The following is a 17492-nucleotide window of genomic DNA, read 5'->3' on the forward strand; positions in this document are numbered from 1 at the left end:
TGCGTCGCGCTTGCGGTGCCGACGCGCGTGCATGAAGTTGAAAACGCGCTTGAAATTCGATGGAAGCCGAGATCGTGCGCATCGAGGCGCAGAGGGGATGAACGCGAAGCCGACGCATACCGGCTTCGCGGTTGTGCTACTCCGGGCAGCTTATGCCGTGACCGTTTCGGCCGCAGCAGCCGCAGTGACCGAAACGCCGAGCCGCTCGTGAGCCGCCTCGTACTCGCGCTTAAGACGCGCGATCAGTTCGGCGGCCGGTACGACGCTCTTCACCGCGCCGATGCCCTGGCCCGAACCCCAGATGTCTTTCCACGCTTTCGCATTCGCCGAGCCGAAGTTCATCTTCGACGGATCGGACACGGGCAGTGCGTCCGGATCGAGCCCGCTCGCCGCGATGCTCTGGCGCAGATAGTTGCCGTGAACGCCGGTGAAAAGGTTGGAGTAGACGATGTCGCTCGCATTGCTGTCGACGATCATCTGCTTGTACGCTTCGACGGCATTCGCTTCGTTCGTTGCGATGAACGCCGAACCGATATACGCGAGATCGGCGCCCGCGGCCTGCGCGGCGAGGATCGCATTGCCATTGCCGATGGCGCCCGACAGCAGCAGCGGCCCGTCGAACCATTCGCGGATCTCGTGAATCAGCGCGAACGGCGAGAGCGTGCCCGCGTGGCCGCCTGCACCCGCGGCGACGGCAATCAGCCCGTCGGCGCCTTTCTCGATGGCCTTCTTCGCGAACGTATTGTTGATGATGTCGTGCAGCACGATGCCGCCCCACGCGTGCACGGCGTGATTGACTTCCTCGCGCGCGCCGAGCGACGTGATGACGATGGGCACCTTGTACTGGGCGCAGACGCCGAGATCGTGCTGGAGGCGGTCATTCGACTTGTGCACGATCTGATTCACCGCGAACGGCGCGGCGGGCTGGTCGGGATGCCTGGCGTTGTAGTTGGCGAGTTCGGTTGTGATGCGATCCAGCCATTCGCCGAGCACGTGCGCGGGCCGCGCGTTGAGCGCCGGGAATGAGCCGACGACGCCCGCCTTACACTGCGCGATGACGAGATCGGGGTTCGAAATGATGAAGAGCGGCGAGCCGACGACCGGAATCGACAGGCCGCGTCGCAGCACGGCGGGCAGGGACATCCATATCTCCTGGGAGGGCGACGGCGGCGGAATGCGGGCGCCGTCATATTGTTCGTTGCATTCGGAAGGCACCGAGACCACGGCACGGCGGGGCGCGCGGAGGCTCGACGGGATAAACATAGCAAACGGCCGGGCACTATGCAACCAGTTGCATAGTGCCCGTATTCGAATGATTTGAGGGACGGTGCGGCGCAGCCCGTGGTTTAGAATCAGCGGATGTCGACACCCCACGCCATTCTGATCGCCTTGCTGGAAAAGCCCGCCAGCGGCTACGACCTCGCGCGGCGCTTCGATCGCGCGATCGGTTTTTTCTGGCGAGCGACGCATCAGCAGATCTATCGCGAGCTCGGCCGCATGGTGGAGGCGGGGTGGGTGGCCGTTGTCGAAGACGAGGCCGACGCCGCAACGCGCAGAAAGGTTTATTGCGTGCTGGCCGTGGGGCGCGAGGAAGTCGTGCGCTGGGTGCGCGAGACGCCGCTCGGGCGCGAGGATCGAAATGCGTTCCTGTTGAAGCTGCGCGCGGATGCGGTGGTGGGTCCGCTGGGTCTTCGCGACGAACTGTTGCGCCTGATCGACGAGAACCGGGCGCAGCTTGTTTTGTATCGCGAGATCGAGCAGCGCGACTTCGGAACGCCGTCGCTCATGCGCGGCCAGCAATTGCAGTATGCGATTCTGAAGGCGGGGATACGCGCCCAGGAGGTGTGGCTCGAATGGGCTGCGGACGTGCTGCCGTTGCTTGATGGCGATTCCGATGTCGATATCGATGTGAAGCGGCGTTGTGACCCGCTTCGTAGTGCAGATTAAATCGCATGCGCCGTGTGCTTAAACGTTTAGACCGGCAACACGTTTGATACCGCGCTAATTACCCGCATCAAGAAAATGTTTGACATCGTGATTGTAGCTGACTATAATCTTTATCTCTAACGGACGCGGGGTGGAGCAGTCTGGCAGCTCGTCGGGCTCATAACCCGAAGGTCGTAGGTTCAAATCCTACCCCCGCAACCAGTTACGCAACTGAGCTAACCGTTAGCAAGTTTCTCAAAGCCCGCATGATGCAAGTCATGCGGGCTTTTCATTTTTCACTGCGCATTTCATACCCGCATTTTCCCCGCGTTTTACGCATCGATCGATGCATCAATCGCCCAATCGACCGCCGCGCGCGCATGCAATGCCGTGGTATCGAACACGGGCAGTGCCGGTCGCGCAATCGGCCCAGATAGAAGTCCTGCTCCATCGTGTAGCGTGTGCCGAGCAGCCCCGCGCGCGTCACGTCAGCGGCCGTCAGCGCCGCGCCGGTCGGATTGCCGACAGTTGCCTTGAAAAGAATACTGTATTTTTGTACAGTATCGATACCTTGAACGCGTCATCTTCCGCTATGCCGTCGCCGGCCGCATCAGGCACCGCTCGCAAGATCATCCACTGCGACTGCGACTGTTTCTATGCGTCGGTCGAAATGCGCGACGATCCGTCGTTGCGCGGGCGCGCGCTTGCCGTCGGCGGGCGGCCCGACCAGCGCGGCGTCATTGCCACCTGCAATTACGAGGCGCGGCGCTTCGGCATTCATTCGGCGATGTCGTCGGCGCTCGCCATGCGCAAGTGCCCGGATCTGCTGATTCTCCCAACCGCGATGGAAAAGTACCGCATCGCATCGCGTCAGATCATGGCGATTTATCGCGATTACACGCCCGACGTGGAGCCGCTCTCGCTCGATGAGGCCTATCTCGACGTGACGCACGCCACGCGCTGCAAGGGCAGCGCCACGCTGATCGCACAGGAGATCCGTGAGCGCGTGCGCGCGACGGTGGGCGTCACGGTTTCGGCGGGCGTCGGGCCGAGCAAGTTCATCGCGAAGATTGCCTCGGACTGGAACAAACCCGATGGCCTGTGCGTCGTGCGCCCGCACGAAGTCGATGCGTTCGTGGCGGCGTTGCCGGTGCGCAAGATTCACGGCGTCGGCAAGGTGACGGCCGCGAAGCTCGAAAAGCTCGGGCTCTCGACGTGCGCGCAGTTGCGCACGTGGTCGCTGATCGATCTGCATCGCCAGTTCGGCGTGTTCGGCAAGCGGCTATATGAACTGTCGCGAGGCATCGACGAGCGGCCCGTGCGCGCGGACCAGGAGCGCAAGTCGGTGAGCGTCGAGACGACTTACGTCAACGATCTGCTCACGCTCGAAGCATGCTGCGACGCGCTCGAGCCGCTCGCCGCGCAACTCGATGCGCGCATCGAGCGCGCGGGCTGCGCGCATGCGGTGCGCAAACTGTTCGTGAAGATCCGCTTCGCGAATTTTCAGCGCACGACGGTCGAGTGTGTCGGTGACGCAACCAGCCTGCCGATATTCCTCGCCATGCTCGAAAAGGGTCTCGCGCGGCGCAAGCAGGCCGTGCGTCTGCTCGGTGTGGGCGTGCGGCTCGAAGAGGAGAATGCCGCACTGCGCGGCCAGTTCGCGCTCTTCGATGAAGATCCCGACGAAGATGCCAACGACGGCCCTAACGACAGCCCCAACGACAGCCCCCTTACGCCCGACGCGTAGAGGCTGCGCTGGCGGCAAGCGGGCATTGTGAATCGGCTCGTCGATATCGCGCTGCGAAGCAGTTCGGATATCTATCGAAAAGCGGTGCGTTCAGGCGTGCATCGCACGAGCGGTGCGGGCAATAAAAAACCGCGCACGGGATTGCTCCCGTGCGCGGCTCGTTTCGATGCGGCTCGGCGCCAGCTTTATTGCTGTACCGGCGGCTCTTCCATGCCGTTGTGACGCAGCAGCGCGTCGATGCGCGGCTCGCGTCCGCGGAACGCCTTGAACGATTCCATCGCCGGGCGGCTGCCGCCCACCTCCAGAATTTCCTGCCGATAACGCGTGCCGGTGGCCACATCGAGCACGCTCGACTTTGCCGCCTGCGCTGCTTCTTCAAACGCGGCGTAGGCATCGGCGGAGAGCACTTCAGCCCACTTGTAGCTGTAGTAGCCCGCCGCGTAGCCGCCCGCGAAGATATGGCTGAACGTGTTCGGCCAGCGCGAGAACGCGGCCTGCGGGATGACGTGATAGCGCGCGTTGATTTCGCGCGCGAGGTCGTTCGCGCTCTTGCCTGCGGAGGCTTCAAAGTCGACATGCAAGGCCATGTCGAACATCGAGAACACGATCTGGCGCAGCGTGGCGAGGCCGCTCTGGAAGTTCTTCGCGGCCAGCATCTTGTCGAACAGTTCGCGCGGCAGCGGCTTTGCGGTATCGACGTGCGAGGTCATTTCGCACAGCACGTCCCACTCCCAGCAGAAGTTTTCCATAAACTGCGAGGGCAATTCGACGGCGTCCCATTCGACGCCATTGATGCCCGACACGGCTAGTTCATCCACGCGCGTGAGCATGTGATGCAGGCCGTGACCGAACTCATGGAACAGCGTGATGACTTCGTCGTGCGTGAAGCACGCGGGCTTGCCGCCGACCGGAGCCGAGAAGTTGCAGGTGAGGTACGCAACCGGCGTCTGCACGGCATTGCCTTCGAGCTTGCGGCGCGAGCGCGCATCGTCCATCCACGCGCCGCCGCGCTTGCCTTCGCGCGCATAGAGGTCGAGATAGAACTGCGCGACGAGCGTGCCGTCGGTGTTTTCGACGCGGAAAAAGCGCACATCCGGATGCCACACCGGCGCGCTGTCGTCACGGATGCGCACGCCGAACAGCGTCTCGGTGACCTTGAACAGACCTTGCAGGACGAAGTCCTCGGGGAAGTACTGCTTCACCTCGTTCTCGGAGAACGAGTAGCGTTTCTCGCGCAGACGTTCGGCCGCGAATGCCATGTCCCACGGCTCGATCTGCGCGAGACCCAGCTCGCTCGCGGCGAATTCGCGCAGTTCCTGCCAGTCCTTTTCGGCGTGCGGGCGTGCGCGCGTCGCGAGGTCTTCGAGGAAGCTCATCACCTGTTGCGGCGACTCGGCCATCTTCGGCGTGAGCGAGACTTCGGCGAAGTTGTCGTAGCCGAGCATCTTCGCTTCTTCGGCGCGCAGCTTCAGTTGCTCGTCGACGATTGCCGTGTTGTCCCACTCTGCATTGCCGCTGCCGTAAACCGGGCCGAGTTCCGAGGCGCGCGTGACGTACGCGCGGTACATCGTTTCGCGCATCGCGCGGTTTTCCGAATACTGCAGCACCGGAAAATACGACGGGAAATGCAGCGTGAACTTCCAGCCTTCCTTGTTTTCGCGCTCGGCTGCTTCGTGTGCCGCCGCGATCACATCGTCGGGCAATCCGGCCAGATCGGCTTCGCTCGTCGCGTAGAACGCGTAGCCGTTGGTCGCGTCGAGCACGTGATCGGAGAACGCCTTCGAGAGCGCCGCCTGGCGCTCCTGCAGTTCGGCGAATCGCGGCTTCTGATCTTCGGGCAACTCGGCGCCGGACAGGCGGAAGTCGCGCAGCGCATTGTCGAGGATTTTCTTGCGCTCGCCCGAAAGCAGCGCAAACGTGTTGTGCGTGGTGATCGCCTTGTACTTCTCGTAGAGCGCGAGATTCTGGCCGACGCTCGACCAGAACTCGGTCACGCGCGGCAGATTCTCGCCGTAGACGGCGCGCAATTCCGGCGTATCGGCGACGGCGTTCAGATGCCCGACCACGCTCCACGCGCGCGAGAGCGGCTCGGTGGCGCGCTCGACCGGTTCGACTACGTCGCTCCATTGCGCGGGCGTCATCGGCTGGGCTGCGCGCTCGACTGCGGCGCTCGCATCGGCGAGCAGCACGTCGAGTGCGGGCGTCACGTGGTCGGGGCGAATTTCGCCAAAGCGCGGCAGGCCGGTGAAATCGAGCAGCGGATTATCGGAGGAAGAAGTAGCCATGATGCGTCCTGTGTCCTGTCTGTCGCGGTTCGAGGGAGGGTGTCCGGCCGATGAACGTGCATGCGGCGCGCACCCCGATGTACGAGTTATTGGGGCGCGGTGCGCACTTTCCAACCGGGCGATGTCTGCAAAATTAACAGATGTCGGGATGCGATGGCGAAACGGTGCTTCACGCGATGCGGCTGCTGCGTGATGTACGAAGCGATGCACCGCCTGGCGCAGCGCAGGGAGAGGGCGTAAAAAAAGCAGCCTTCGAAGCAAGGCCGCTTTTCGTTGGCCGCGCGCAATCGCTGCGACGCAGGCCACCCAACTGAAAGGTGCGTAATGAAACGCGCTATGACAGGCGCTATGAAACGCGTAATGAAAGCGGCGTTACGCGTTCGCGGCGGCGCGCTCGGCCGCTTCGATCGTGTTGACGAGCAGCATCGTGATCGTCATCGGGCCGACGCCGCCCGGCACCGGCGTGATGTGACCGGCCACTTCCTTGAGTCCGGCGAAGTCGACGTCGCCGCACAGCTTGCCGTTGTCGTCGCGGTTCATGCCGACGTCGATCACCGTCACGCCTGGCTTCACCATGTCGGCGGTGAGAATGTTGCGCTTGCCCACGGCCGCCACGACGATATCGGCCGTGCGCGTGTGCGCGGTGAGATCGCGCGTCTTGCTATGGCAGATCGTGACCGTCGCGCCCGCTTCGAGCAGCAGCATCGCCATCGGCTTGCCGACGATGTTCGAGCGGCCGATCACAACCGCGTTGGCGCCCGCGAGCGGGATGCCGTACGCCTCGAACATCTTCATCACGCCATAGGGCGTGCACGGGCGAAAGAGCGGCTGGCCCGTCATCAGCGCACCGGCGTTGGAGACGTGAAAGCCGTCCACGTCCTTCTCGGGCGCAATCGCCTCGATCACCTTGTGACTGTCGATGTGCTTCGGCACCGGCAACTGCACGAGAATGCCGTGAATCTTCGGATCGTTGTTCAGCTCGTCGATGCGCTTGAGCAGGGCGGCTTCGGAGAGCGTGGCCGGATAGCGGTCGTACGACGAATAAAGGCCGTTGTCCTCGCAGGCCTTCACCTTGTTGCGCACGTAGACTTCGCTTGCCGGATTGTCGCCGACCAGGACGACGGCGAGGCCCGGCTGATGGCCGCGGGCGGTGAGGGCGGCGGCGCGCGTGGCGACGTCGGCGCGCAGTTGCTTGGACAGGGCGTTGCCGTCGATGAGGGTGGCTGTCATGGTCGGTCGAGATGAGAGTGGGCAGTGCGGGGGCAATGGAAAGCGCGCCCGGCGCGAGCCGGGCGCGCTTGTTGCGAAGCGTCACATTATACCGTCGCGGCGCACGCGCTTCGGCGTGCCTGGGATGGCGCGGCGATCTGCAGCGATGTGCAGCGATGCCGCGTGCCGCGCGAACCCGCCCGCCCGATTGGGCAGGCGGCGCGCACAGCGACATCGGGCAGGGTGAGTGCTTAAGGGCGCTTAAGGGTGCTTGAGGGCGCTGACGAACGCTTACGCTTGCGGCTGGTTCGGCTTGTTGGAGAGCGCGAGACGCAGCAGGTCGGCGACCGTGTTGACGTTCAGCTTTTCCATGATGTTGGCGCGGTGCGCTTCGACGGTCTTGATGCTGATGCCGAGATCGTCCGCGATCTGCTTGTTCAGGCGGCCCGCGATGATGCGCTCGAGCACCTGGTGCTCGCGTGCGGTCAGCTTGCCGAGGCGCTCGGCGGTGGCGCGCTGCTGCTGCACGTTGGTGCTCTCGCTGCGTGCCTTGTCGAGCATGCGCTCGACGAGCTTGCGCAGTTCGGCTTCGTCGAACGGTTTCTCGATGAAGTCCATCGCGCCTTTCTTCATCGTCGAGACGGCCATTGGCACGTCGCCGTGGCCGGTCACGAAAATGATCGGCAGCGAAGCGTTTTCGGCGATCAGGCGTTCCTGCAATTCGAGCCCGCTCATGCCCGACATCCGGACGTCCAGAATCAGGCAGGCGATCTGCCCGGCATGCTGGGCCGGCTGATACGCTTCGAGGAACTCTTCGGCGCTCAGGAAGCACTGCACCCGGTAGCCGTTCGCTTCGAGCAGCCAGCGCAAGGAATCTCGTACTGCCTCATCATCGTCGACAACAAAGACAGTTTCCTGGGTGGTGACTGGGCTGTTCATGGCTCTCCCGTAACGGTTGATGGAGTCGGCTCGTCGGCGCCGTCGCGAGACGGTGTGTCCGGTTCGCCAATCGGCAGACTGCAATGGAACGTGGCGCCGCTGATGTGGCCGTCGGCTTCAATGTTGTTGACGACCCACAGGCGCCCGCGGTGCGATTCGATGATCGAACGGCAAATGTTCAGCCCCATGCCGTCGGACTTGGTGCTGTAGAACGGTTCGAAGAGGCGTTCGGCCGTGGCTTCGTCCACGCCCGGACCCTGGTCCACGACGCTGATGCACACGTGGCCGCCGTCGCGCTTCACGATCACGCGGATCAGCGGATCCATGGCGTTCGGATGGGCTTCGGACATCGCTTCGGCCGCGTTCTTCAATAGATTGACGAGCACCTGCTCGATCAGCACCGGATCGACGTAGATCACGGGCATGCGCGAGCGCATGTCGGTCACGATGCGGATGCGGCGCTTGCGCGCTTCGAGTTCGGCGAGACCCACGGCGTCGGCGACGATGTCGGCCACGCGCGTGGCCTGGCGCTTCGGCTCGGAGCGCTTCACGAATTCGCGGATGCGCTTGATGATCATGCCCGCGCGCACCGCCTGCTGGGCGGTCTTTTCGAGCACGGGCAGCAGGGTATCGGGCGCGGCGCGGCCCGACTTGACGAGCGCGACGGTGCCTGACGCGTAGTTGTTGATCGCGGCGAGCGGCTGGTTCAGTTCGTGCGCGAGCGACGACGCCATTTCGCCCATCGTCATCAGGCGGCTCGTGAACTGCAGCTTCTCGTCTTGCTGCCGCGCGAGTTCCTGCGCCTGCTTGCGCGTGGTGATGTCGGTCGCGATCTGCATCTGTGCGAGGTGGCCGTCCACCCACTGGATGTACTGGCGCCGCACCTCGAACCACTTCTGGATGCTCTCGACGTACACCTCCTGCGCGTCGGCGGTGCTCTCGGTGAGCGCCGTGGCGGGCAGGCCCGCGAACGCGTCGACCATGTCGATCGAGTCCGACGACGCGTTCGCCGAATCGAACCCGCCGCCGCCGGCCAGCTCCAGGTGGCCGTCCGGCCGGATGCCGAAGAGGTGACGGTAGTAGCGGTTTGCGAACAGCAGTTCGGCTTCGTCGGCGGCGAGCACGGACACGGCGGCGTCGAGGCTTTCCAGCACGGTCGTGAAGCGTTCGTGCGCGGCGGCGAGTTCTTCGCGCGCGCGTCTCGGCTCGGTGATGTCGGTCATCGACGACATCCAGCCGGTCTGGCGGCCCGAGCTGTCGATGAGCGGCGAGACATAAAGCCGTGCATGGAACTGCGAGCCGTCCTTGCGGCGCACGCGCAGCTCGAACCCCGACGACGGCGCCTTGCCGCGCAGCGTCATGTCGAGCTGGCGCTGCATTTCGGGGTAGGTGTCGCGCGGCCAGTACGGGAACGGCGCGTTCTTGCCGACGAGGTCGCTTTCGTCCCAGCCGGTCATGCGGCAGAACGCCGGATTCACGTGCGTGATGCGCCCGTGCATGTCGAGCACGCGCATGCCGATCAGCACCGAATTTTCCATCGCGCGCCGGAAGAACGCTTCCGCGTAGAGCGCCTGCTGCGCCTCGAAACGCTGGCGCGTGTGCTTCCACAGGCTCCAGAGGCTCCACAGCACGAAGCACGACAGGCCCGCGACCAGCCACACGAGCGTGTTGTTCGTGAAGTTGGTCATCTGCGGATACGAGTACACGCGCACGGACAGGCCCTGGCCCGGCGGATCGAGCGGCAGGTCGTAGTAGACGTCGCGCGGCAGGCGGGGCCGCGTCGAGGTCGTCGCGAGTTCGCGGTCGTTTGCGCCGTTCGCGTCGAGAACCGAGATCTTGTACTTGGCCGACAGCTCGGGCGGGATGTCGTGTTTCAGGATCCCTTCGACCGAGAACACGGCCGCGATCGAGCCGAGAAATTCCCGATCGCGGTATACAGGCGTTTGAAGGGTGATGTAGCCGTTGCCGAGATCGTCGTAAATAAGCGGCGAATACACCTGGCGGCGCGTCGCACGCGCCTCGGCGAAGGCGGCCTTGACCGCTTCGTCCATCTGCGAATCGGTGGGTTTGGCAAGGCGCTGGCCGAACACCGGCATGGCCGTATTCGGCCAGCGCGGCTGTTGCGTGCTCGTATACCAGTTCAGATAGAGGATCTCGGGATGACCCTGCATGATGTCCGTGGTGGACACCTGAAACGACTGGGGATCGGCGTGCCCGGCGGCGATGTCGCGCGCGAGCGCCTGAAGCTGCTCCTGTGCTCCCGTCATGGACAGGCGGATCTGCTGCTGCGCCCACGCGACGTTGCGGTAGAGCGTGTCTTCCTGCTGCTGCTGTTCGCGCCGGTTCAGGCTCCACAGGATCAGGCTCATGACGACCAGAAACACGAGGATCGACAGGAGCGGCGTGAGCAAATAGGAATTGGACCACCAGGGTCCGTGGTGCCAGCGAGACGGCGAGGCGTCGCCGGGCGAACCGGGCGGCCGCGCCGAACGTGCGAAAAGCCGATCGGTCAACATGGCAAGGATTGTAGCGCAGCGTAAGACACTGAAATGCCATGACAAAAGCGGCAAATCGCAGATAAACCGGCGCAAACTGACCGATATCGCCGAAGCGGCGTGAACGATTCAGCGTGCATCGCAACAATTTTCCACATTATAAAATCACATCTCGCAATTCGAAAATTTTGTTGCGCGGGATCGATGGGGGTCATTACAATCCCCTGGAAGCTGCTGCGGCTGGCCCCGGCTCGTCCCGATGCTGCCGCCCGCATGGCCCAATCAACAGCGTTCCCCAGATCAGGAGACGAGCATGTCCGCTGTACCCGACGAAGTCCTGAAGTACGTAGCCGCCGAGAAGGACGAAGATCCCCAGGAAACCGCCGAATGGCTGGAGGCACTGGACGGCGTCATTTCGGCAGTCGGCCCCGACCGCGCCCACTATCTGATCGAAAAGCAGATCGAATTCGCCCGCGTGCATGGCGAACATCTGCCGTTCTCGGCGAACACGCCGTACATCAACACCATTCCGGTCGCCAACCAGGCCAAGAACCCCGGCGACCAGGACATCGAACACCGCATCCGCTCGTACACCCGCTGGAACGCCATGGCGATGGTGCTGCGCGCGGGCAAGCACACGAACGTCGGCGGCCACATCGCTTCGTTCGCCTCGGCTGCGACGCTTTACGACGTCGGCTACAACCACTTCTGGCGCGCGCCGTCGCCCGAGCACGGCGGCGACCTCGTTTTCGTGCAGGGCCATTCGTCGCCGGGTGTCTACTCGCGCGCATTCCTGCTCGGCCGCCTGAGCGAGAAGCAGCTCGACAACTTCCGCCAGGAAGTGGGCGGCGAGGGCATCTCGTCGTATCCGCACCCGTGGCTGATGCCGGACTTCTGGCAGTTCCCGACCGTCTCGATGGGCCTCGGCCCGATCATGGCGATCTATCAGGCACGCTTCATGAAGTACCTGCATTCGCGCGGCATCGCGAAGACCGAAGGCCGCAAGGTCTGGGCCTTCCTCGGCGACGGCGAAACGGACGAACCGGAATCGCTCGGCGCAATCGGCATGGCCGGCCGCGAGCGGCTCGACAACCTCGTGTTCGTCATCAACTGCAACCTGCAGCGTCTCGACGGTCCGGTGCGCGGCAACGGCAAGATCATCCAGGAACTCGAAAGCGAGTTCCGCGGCGCCGGCTGGAACGTCATCAAGGTCATCTGGGGCAGCCGCTGGGATGCGCTCTTCGCGCGCGACAAGTCGGGCGCGCTGATGCGCCGCATGATGGAAGTCGTCGACGGCGAATACCAGACGTACAAGTCGGAGTCGGGCGCCTTTGTGCGCGAGCACTTCTTCAACTCGCCCGAGCTGAAGGCGCTCGTCGCGGACTGGTCCGATGACGACATCTGGAACCTGAACCGCGGCGGCCACGACCCGCACAAGATCTACGCGGCGTTCCAGCAGGCGAGCAACGCCAAGGGCCAGCCGACCGTCATCCTCGCGAAGACGATCAAGGGCTACGGCATGGGCGAAGCCGGCCAGGCAATGAACATCACCCACCAGCAAAAGAAGATGCAGGTGGATCAGCTCAAGAAGTTCCGCGACCAGTTCCGTCTGCCGATCACGGACGAGCAGATCGTCGACGTGCCGTACCTCACGTTCGAAGAAGGCTCGAAGGAACTCGAGTACATGCGCCAGCGCCGCCACGAACTCGGCGGCTACCTGCCCGCGCGCCGCCGCAAGGCGCAATCGCTGCCGGTGCCGGGGCTCGAAGCGTTCGAGCCGCTGCTCAAGGGCACGGGCGAAGGCCGCGAGATCTCCACGACGATGGCGTTCGTGCGGATCCTGAACATCCTGCTGAAGGACAAGACCCTCGGCAAGCGCGTCGTGCCGATCGTGCCCGACGAGTCGCGCACGTTCGGCATGGAAGGTCTGTTCCGCCAGATCGGCATCTGGAATCAGGAAGGCCAGAAGTACGTGCCGGAAGACTCCGACCAGCTGATGTTCTACAAGGAATCGCAGACCGGCCAGATCCTGCAGGAAGGCATCAACGAAGCGGGCGGCATGGCGGACTGGATCGCAGCGGCGACGTCGTACTCGACGCACGGCGAGATCATGGTGCCGTTCTACGCCTTCTATTCGATGTTCGGCTTCCAGCGCATCGGCGATCTGGCGTGGGCCGCGGGCGACATGCGTTCGCGCGGCTTCCTGATGGGCGGCACGGCTGGCCGCACGACCCTCAACGGCGAAGGCCTGCAGCACGAAGACGGCCACTCGCTCATGTGGGCCGCGTCGGTGCCGAACTGCGTGAGCTACGACCCGACGTTCAGCTACGAAGTCGCGGTCATCATGCAAGACGGTCTGCGCCGCATGATCCAGGAACAGGAAGACGTGTTCTATTACGTCACGCTGATGAACGAGAACTACGAGCACCCGGCGATGCCGCAGGGCGAGCACGTGGCGGCAGACATCATCAAGGGCATGTACTCGTTCCGCAAGGGCGCCGAAAGCGCCACGGCGCCGCGCGTGCAACTGATGGGCGCGGGCACGATCTTCAACGAAGTGATCGCCGCCGCCGACCTGCTGAAGAACGACTGGGGCGTCGAAGCCGACCTCTGGAGCGTGCCGAGCTTCACGGAACTCGCGCGCGAAGGCCACGAAGTGGAGCGCTGGAACCTGCTGCACCCGGCCGAGCCGCGTCGCGAATCGCACGTCGAGAAGCTGCTCAAGGACACGCAAGGTCCGGTGATCGCATCGACGGACTATGTGCGTGCGCTCGTCGACCAGATCCGCGGCCTCGTTCCGCGCAAGTTCACGGTGCTCGGCACCGACGGTTTCGGCCGCTCGGACACGCGCGCCAAGCTGCGTCATTTCTTCGAAATCGATCGTTACTGGACGACGGTTGCGGCGCTCAACGCGCTCGCGGACGAAGGCAAGATCGAGCGCAAGGTCGTCGCCGACGCTCTTGCGAAGTACAACCTCGATCCGTCCAAACCCAACCCGATGACCGTCTAACGCATCACCCCCTGTGCGTCGCATGTGCGCTGCGCCCGCCCAAAGCGGGCGCGGCGCGCATGCAGCCCCGGAGACACAACAATGAGTCAAGCGATCGAAGTGAAAGTGCCGGACATCGGCGATTACAAGGACATTCCTGTGATCGAGGTGCTGGTCAAGGCGGGCGATACCGTCGAAAAAGAGCAGTCGCTCGTCACGCTGGAGTCGGACAAGGCCACGATGGACGTGCCGAGCCCCGCGTCGGGCACAGTCAAGGAAGTGAAGCTCAAGGTGGGCGACAACGTGTCCGAAGGCACGCTCGTGCTCCTGCTGGACGGCGCCGCCGCCGCTGCTGCATCTGCCGCTGCACCCGCTGCGGCATCTGCCGCCGCCGCAGAGAAGACCGTTGCGAGCGCACCTGCTGCGGCACCCGCGCAGCAGGCTGCGCCCGCGGCCGCAGGTGGTGGCGTGCAGTCGGTGAAGGTCCCCGATATCGGCGACTACAAGGACGTGCCCGTCATCGAAATCCCCGTGAAGATCGGCGAGCGTGTCGAGAAGGAGCAGTCGCTCGTCACGCTGGAGTCGGACAAGGCGACCATGGACGTGCCGAGCCCGGTGACGGGCGTCGTCAAGGCCATCCTGGTCAAGGTCGGCGACACGGTTTCCGAAGGCACCGAAATCTTCGTGATCGAGGCCGAAGGTGCAGTCGCGAGCGCTGCCGCGCCCGCGCCGAAGCACCCGGTCGAAGTGCCGTCGGACGCACCCGCGCCCGCAGCGGCACAACCCGCGCCCGCCGCCCCGTCGGCGCTCGCGCAGGCGCCGATCATGCCGGCAGGTGACGGCACGCGCCGTTCGAGCCATGCATCGCCGTCCGTGCGCAAGTTCGCGCGCGAACTGGGTGTCGACGTTGCCCGCGTCGCGGGCACGGGCCCGAAGGGCCGCATCACGCAGGACGACATCACCGCATTTGTGAAGGGCGTGATGACGGGTGCGCTGGCAGCGCCCGCTGGCGCGGCTGCACCGGCCGGCGGCACAGGTGGAGAACTGAATCTGCTGCCGTGGCCGAAGATCGATTTCACGAAGTTCGGTCCGGTCGATCCGAAGCCGCTCTCGCGCATCAAGAAGATCTCGGGCGCGAACCTGCATCGCAACTGGGTCATGATTCCGCACGTCACGAACAACGATGAAGCGGACATCACCGACCTCGAAGCGTTGCGCGTGCAACTGAACAAGGAAAACGAGAAGGCGGGCGTGAAGTTCACGATGCTCGCGTTCGTCATCAAGGCCTGTGTCGCGGCACTGAAGAAATTCCCGACCTTCAACGCCAGCCTCGACGGCGACAATCTCGTCTTCAAGCAGTACTACCACGTGGGTTTCGCCGCCGACACGCCGAACGGCCTCGTCGTTCCGGTGATCCGCGACGCGGACAAGAAGGGACTCGTCGACATCGCGAAGGAAATGGCCGAGCTGTCGAAGCTCGCGCGCGAAGGCAAGCTCAAGCCCGAACAGATGCAGGGCGGCTGCTTCTCGATCTCGTCGCTCGGCGGTATCGGCGGCACGCACTTCACGCCGATCATCAACGCGCCGGAAGTTGCGATCCTCGGGTTGTCGCGCGGCCAGATGAAGCCGGTGTGGGACGGCGAGATGTTCGTGCCGCGTCTCACGCTGCCGCTGTCGCTCTCGTACGACCACCGCGTGATCGACGGGGCCGAAGCGGCGCGCTTCAATGCGTATCTCGCTTCGATTCTCGGCGATTTCCGCCGCGTCATTCTCTGATCGGCAACCGCCGCCGCGCGGCGGCGGCCGATCGCTCCACAGCAACCTTATTGCATGGGACCGGAGCCGGCGCCTTCGCGCCGGCTCCGGTTGACAAGGGGACACCATGAGTCTCGTCGAAGTGAAAGTGCCGGACATCGGTGACTTCAAGGAGGTCGATGTCATCGAGGTCAACATCAAGGCCGGCGACGTCATCGAAAAAGAACAGGCGCTGCTCGCGCTCGAATCGGACAAGGCCACGATGGAAGTGCCGAGCGATGTTGCGGGCACCGTCAAGGAAGTGAAGCTCAAACCGGGCGACAAGGTTGCGCAAGGCACCGTGATCGCACTGGTCGAAGTGTCGGCGGCTGCCGCCGCACCGGCAAGCGCACCGGCACCGAAGGCCGAAGCGCCCAAGGCCGCGGCGCCTGCACCGGCGCCGAAGGCCGCGGCGCCCGCACCGCAGGCCGGCAGCTATAGCGGCAGCGTCGATCTCGAGTGCGACATGCTCGTGCTGGGCGCAGGCCCCGGCGGCTACTCGGCTGCGTTCCGCTCGGCCGATCTCGGCATGAAGACCGTGCTCGTCGAGCGTTATTCGACGCTCGGCGGCGTGTGCCTGAACGTCGGCTGCATTCCGTCGAAGGCGCTGCTGCACACGGCGCTGGTTGTCGAGGAGGCCGAAGCACTGGCCGCGCACGGCATCACGTTCGGCAAGCCGCAAGTCGATCTCGACAAGCTGCGTGACTTCAAGTCGGGTGTCGTCAAGAAGCTCACGAGCGGCCTCGCCGGCATGGCGAAGCTGCGCAAGGTCGAGGTCGTGACCGGCGTCGGCACGTTCGTCGATCCGCACCATATGGAAGTGGTGGGCGAGGGCGGCAAGAGGGTCGTGAAGTTCGCCCAGGCGATCATCGCTGCCGGTTCGCAGGCCGTGAAGCTGCCGTTCATGCCTGAAGACCCGCGTGTGGTCGATTCGACCGGCGCGCTCGAACTGCGTCAGATCCCGCAGAAAATGCTGGTGATCGGCGGCGGCATTATCGGCCTCGAAATGGCGACGGTCTATTCGACGCTCGGCGCGCAGATCGATGTCGTGGAAATGCTCGACGGCCTGATGGCCGGTGCGGACCGCGATCTCGTGAAGGTCTGGGAGAAGTACAACGCGAAGCGCTTCGCGAACGTCATGCTCAAGACGAAGACGACGAAGGCCGAAGCGAAGGAAGACGGCATTTACGTCACGTTCGAAGGCGAGCAGGCGCCCGCGGGTGGCGCGCAGCGCTACGATCTCGTGCTGGTTGCCGTGGGCCGTTCGCCCAATGGCAAGAGGATCGGCGCGGACAAGGCCGGTGTCGCGGTGACCGACCGCGGCTTCATCGACGTCGACAAGCAGATGCGCACCAACGTGCCGCACATCTTCGCGATCGGCGACGTGATCGGCCAGCCGATGCTTGCGCACAAGGCCGTGCATGAAGGCCACGTGGCGGCCGAGGCGGCGCACGGCGAGAAGGCGTACTTCGACGCGCTGCAGATTCCTTCGGTGGCCTATACCGATCCGGAAGTGGCGTGGGCGGGCAAGACCGAAGACCAGTGCAAGGCCGAGGGCATCAAGTACGGCAAGGCGGTGTTCCCGTGGGCTGCTTCTGGCCGCGCGATTGCCAACGGCCGCGATGAGGGCTTTACGAAACTGATCTTCGACGAAGAGACGCATCGCGTGATCGGCGGCGGCATTGTGGGCCTGAACGCGGGCGACCTCATCAGCGAGGTCTGTCTCGCAGTTGAGATGGGTGCCGACGCAACCGATATCGGCAGGACGATTCACCCGCACCCGACGCTCGGCGAATCGATCGGCATGGCCGCCGAACTGTACGAAGGCGTTTGCACGGACTTGCCGCCGCAAAAGAAGAAGTAAGCGACCTGAAGCGCGGTTTTCGCTTCAGGCAAATAAAAACGGCGCACCCCGCGAGGGGTGCGCCGTTTTTCATGGATTCAGCGGTACAGGCCGGAGAGAAAAAATTCCCGGTCAGGGCAGACCGGGCAAGCGGCACACCGTTCGGGCATGCCGGAGCGTCAGTTCCGGCACGACGGGAGCGTCACGTCGCGCGCGCTCCCGTGTACCTTCCGCGCCAGGCGCCAGCGAGGTGCCTGGTGTGACG

General features: G+C 64.2%; 11 protein-coding genes and 1 tRNA gene. 7 read left to right on the forward strand and 5 right to left on the reverse strand.

What is annotated here, in order from left to right; all coding sequences use genetic code 11:
• Positions 1–150: 150 nt before the first annotated feature.
• Positions 151–1143, reverse strand: coding sequence for an NAD(P)H-dependent flavin oxidoreductase (locus tag ACFPTO_RS02280; RefSeq protein ID WP_377709183.1), 993 nt, complete (start codon positions 1141–1143; stop codon positions 151–153).
• Between the two features lie 216 nt (positions 1144–1359).
• On the opposite strand from ACFPTO_RS02280, the gene ACFPTO_RS02285 reads away from it, so the two are divergent.
• The 3 genes from ACFPTO_RS02285 (at position 1360) to dinB (ending at position 3673) form a co-directional block, all read left to right on the forward strand.
• The gene (locus ACFPTO_RS02285; protein ID WP_377709185.1) at positions 1360–1947 is read left to right on the forward strand and encodes a PadR family transcriptional regulator; all 588 of its coding nucleotides are present in this window, start codon (positions 1360–1362) and stop codon (positions 1945–1947) included.
• Between the two features lie 124 nt (positions 1948–2071).
• Positions 2072–2148 (forward strand) — tRNA-Met (locus ACFPTO_RS02290).
• A gap of 370 nt (positions 2149–2518) precedes the next feature.
• Entirely contained in the window at positions 2519–3673 is a 1155-nt protein-coding gene (gene dinB / locus ACFPTO_RS02295) for a DNA polymerase IV (RefSeq protein WP_377709397.1), read from the forward strand.
• Between the two features lie 185 nt (positions 3674–3858).
• Here the strand turns inward: dinB and ACFPTO_RS02300 are convergent, their stop codons facing one another.
• From ACFPTO_RS02300 to fixL, 4 genes are all read right to left on the reverse strand, one after another.
• Positions 3859–5958 (reverse strand): M3 family metallopeptidase, encoded by a 2100-nt coding sequence (locus tag ACFPTO_RS02300; protein WP_377709187.1) that lies wholly within the window; start codon positions 5956–5958, stop codon positions 3859–3861.
• Between the two features lie 372 nt (positions 5959–6330).
• Positions 6331–7188 (reverse strand): bifunctional methylenetetrahydrofolate dehydrogenase/methenyltetrahydrofolate cyclohydrolase FolD, encoded by an 858-nt coding sequence (gene folD, locus ACFPTO_RS02305; RefSeq protein WP_377709189.1) that lies wholly within the window; start codon positions 7186–7188, stop codon positions 6331–6333.
• A 270-nt stretch (positions 7189–7458) separates the two neighbouring features.
• A complete protein-coding gene (gene fixJ, locus ACFPTO_RS02310) occupies positions 7459–8106 on the reverse strand; it encodes an oxygen response regulator transcription factor FixJ (RefSeq protein ID WP_296651790.1) in 648 nt (215 codons plus the stop codon).
• Positions 8103–10622, reverse strand: coding sequence for an oxygen sensor histidine kinase FixL (gene fixL, locus ACFPTO_RS02315; RefSeq protein ID WP_377709191.1), 2520 nt, complete (start codon positions 10620–10622; stop codon positions 8103–8105). Before fixL ends, fixJ begins: the two co-directional genes overlap by 4 nt.
• On the opposite strand from fixL, the gene ACFPTO_RS02320 reads away from it, so the two are divergent.
• The 4 genes from ACFPTO_RS02320 (at position 10525) to lpdA (ending at position 17248) form a co-directional block, all read left to right on the forward strand.
• Positions 10525–10725 (forward strand): hypothetical protein, encoded by a 201-nt coding sequence (locus ACFPTO_RS02320; protein WP_377709417.1) that lies wholly within the window; start codon positions 10525–10527, stop codon positions 10723–10725. The two genes, fixL and ACFPTO_RS02320, sit on opposite strands and share 98 nt — an antisense overlap.
• Positions 10726–10914: 189 nt before the next feature.
• Positions 10915–13611, forward strand: coding sequence for a pyruvate dehydrogenase (acetyl-transferring), homodimeric type (gene aceE, locus ACFPTO_RS02325; RefSeq protein WP_377709193.1), 2697 nt, complete (start codon positions 10915–10917; stop codon positions 13609–13611).
• A gap of 81 nt (positions 13612–13692) precedes the next feature.
• Entirely contained in the window at positions 13693–15366 is a 1674-nt protein-coding gene (gene aceF, locus ACFPTO_RS02330; protein ID WP_377709194.1) for a dihydrolipoyllysine-residue acetyltransferase, read from the forward strand.
• 106 nt (positions 15367–15472) lie between these two features.
• The gene (gene lpdA, locus ACFPTO_RS02335; RefSeq protein WP_377709196.1) at positions 15473–17248 is read left to right on the forward strand and encodes a dihydrolipoyl dehydrogenase; all 1776 of its coding nucleotides are present in this window, start codon (positions 15473–15475) and stop codon (positions 17246–17248) included.
• Positions 17249–17492 lie beyond the last annotated feature (244 nt).

It is taken from the genome of Paraburkholderia denitrificans (assembly GCF_042655705.1).
GTDB lineage: Bacteria > Pseudomonadota > Gammaproteobacteria > Burkholderiales > Burkholderiaceae > Paraburkholderia > Paraburkholderia denitrificans.

Bases quoted from the DNA above. Each gene is read 5' to 3' on its own strand.
- ACFPTO_RS02285 (WP_377709185.1), top strand. From the start codon at position 1,360: ATGTCGACACCCCACGCCATTCTGATCGCCTTGCTGGAAAAGCCCGCC.
- fixJ (WP_296651790.1), bottom strand. From the start codon at position 8,106: ATGAACAGCCCAGTCACCACCCAGGAAACTGTCTTTGTTGTCGACGAT.
- lpdA (WP_377709196.1), top strand. From the start codon at position 15,473: ATGAGTCTCGTCGAAGTGAAAGTGCCGGACATCGGTGACTTCAAGGAG.
- aceE (WP_377709193.1), top strand. From the start codon at position 10,915: ATGTCCGCTGTACCCGACGAAGTCCTGAAGTACGTAGCCGCCGAGAAG.
- ACFPTO_RS02280 (WP_377709183.1), bottom strand. From the start codon at position 1,143: ATGTCCCTGCCCGCCGTGCTGCGACGCGGCCTGTCGATTCCGGTCGTC.
- dinB (WP_377709397.1), top strand. From the start codon at position 2,519: ATGCCGTCGCCGGCCGCATCAGGCACCGCTCGCAAGATCATCCACTGC.
- ACFPTO_RS02300 (WP_377709187.1), bottom strand. From the start codon at position 5,958: ATGGCTACTTCTTCCTCCGATAATCCGCTGCTCGATTTCACCGGCCTG.
- aceF (WP_377709194.1), top strand. From the start codon at position 13,693: ATGAGTCAAGCGATCGAAGTGAAAGTGCCGGACATCGGCGATTACAAG.
- fixL (WP_377709191.1), bottom strand. From the start codon at position 10,622: ATGTTGACCGATCGGCTTTTCGCACGTTCGGCGCGGCCGCCCGGTTCG.
- folD (WP_377709189.1), bottom strand. From the start codon at position 7,188: ATGACAGCCACCCTCATCGACGGCAACGCCCTGTCCAAGCAACTGCGC.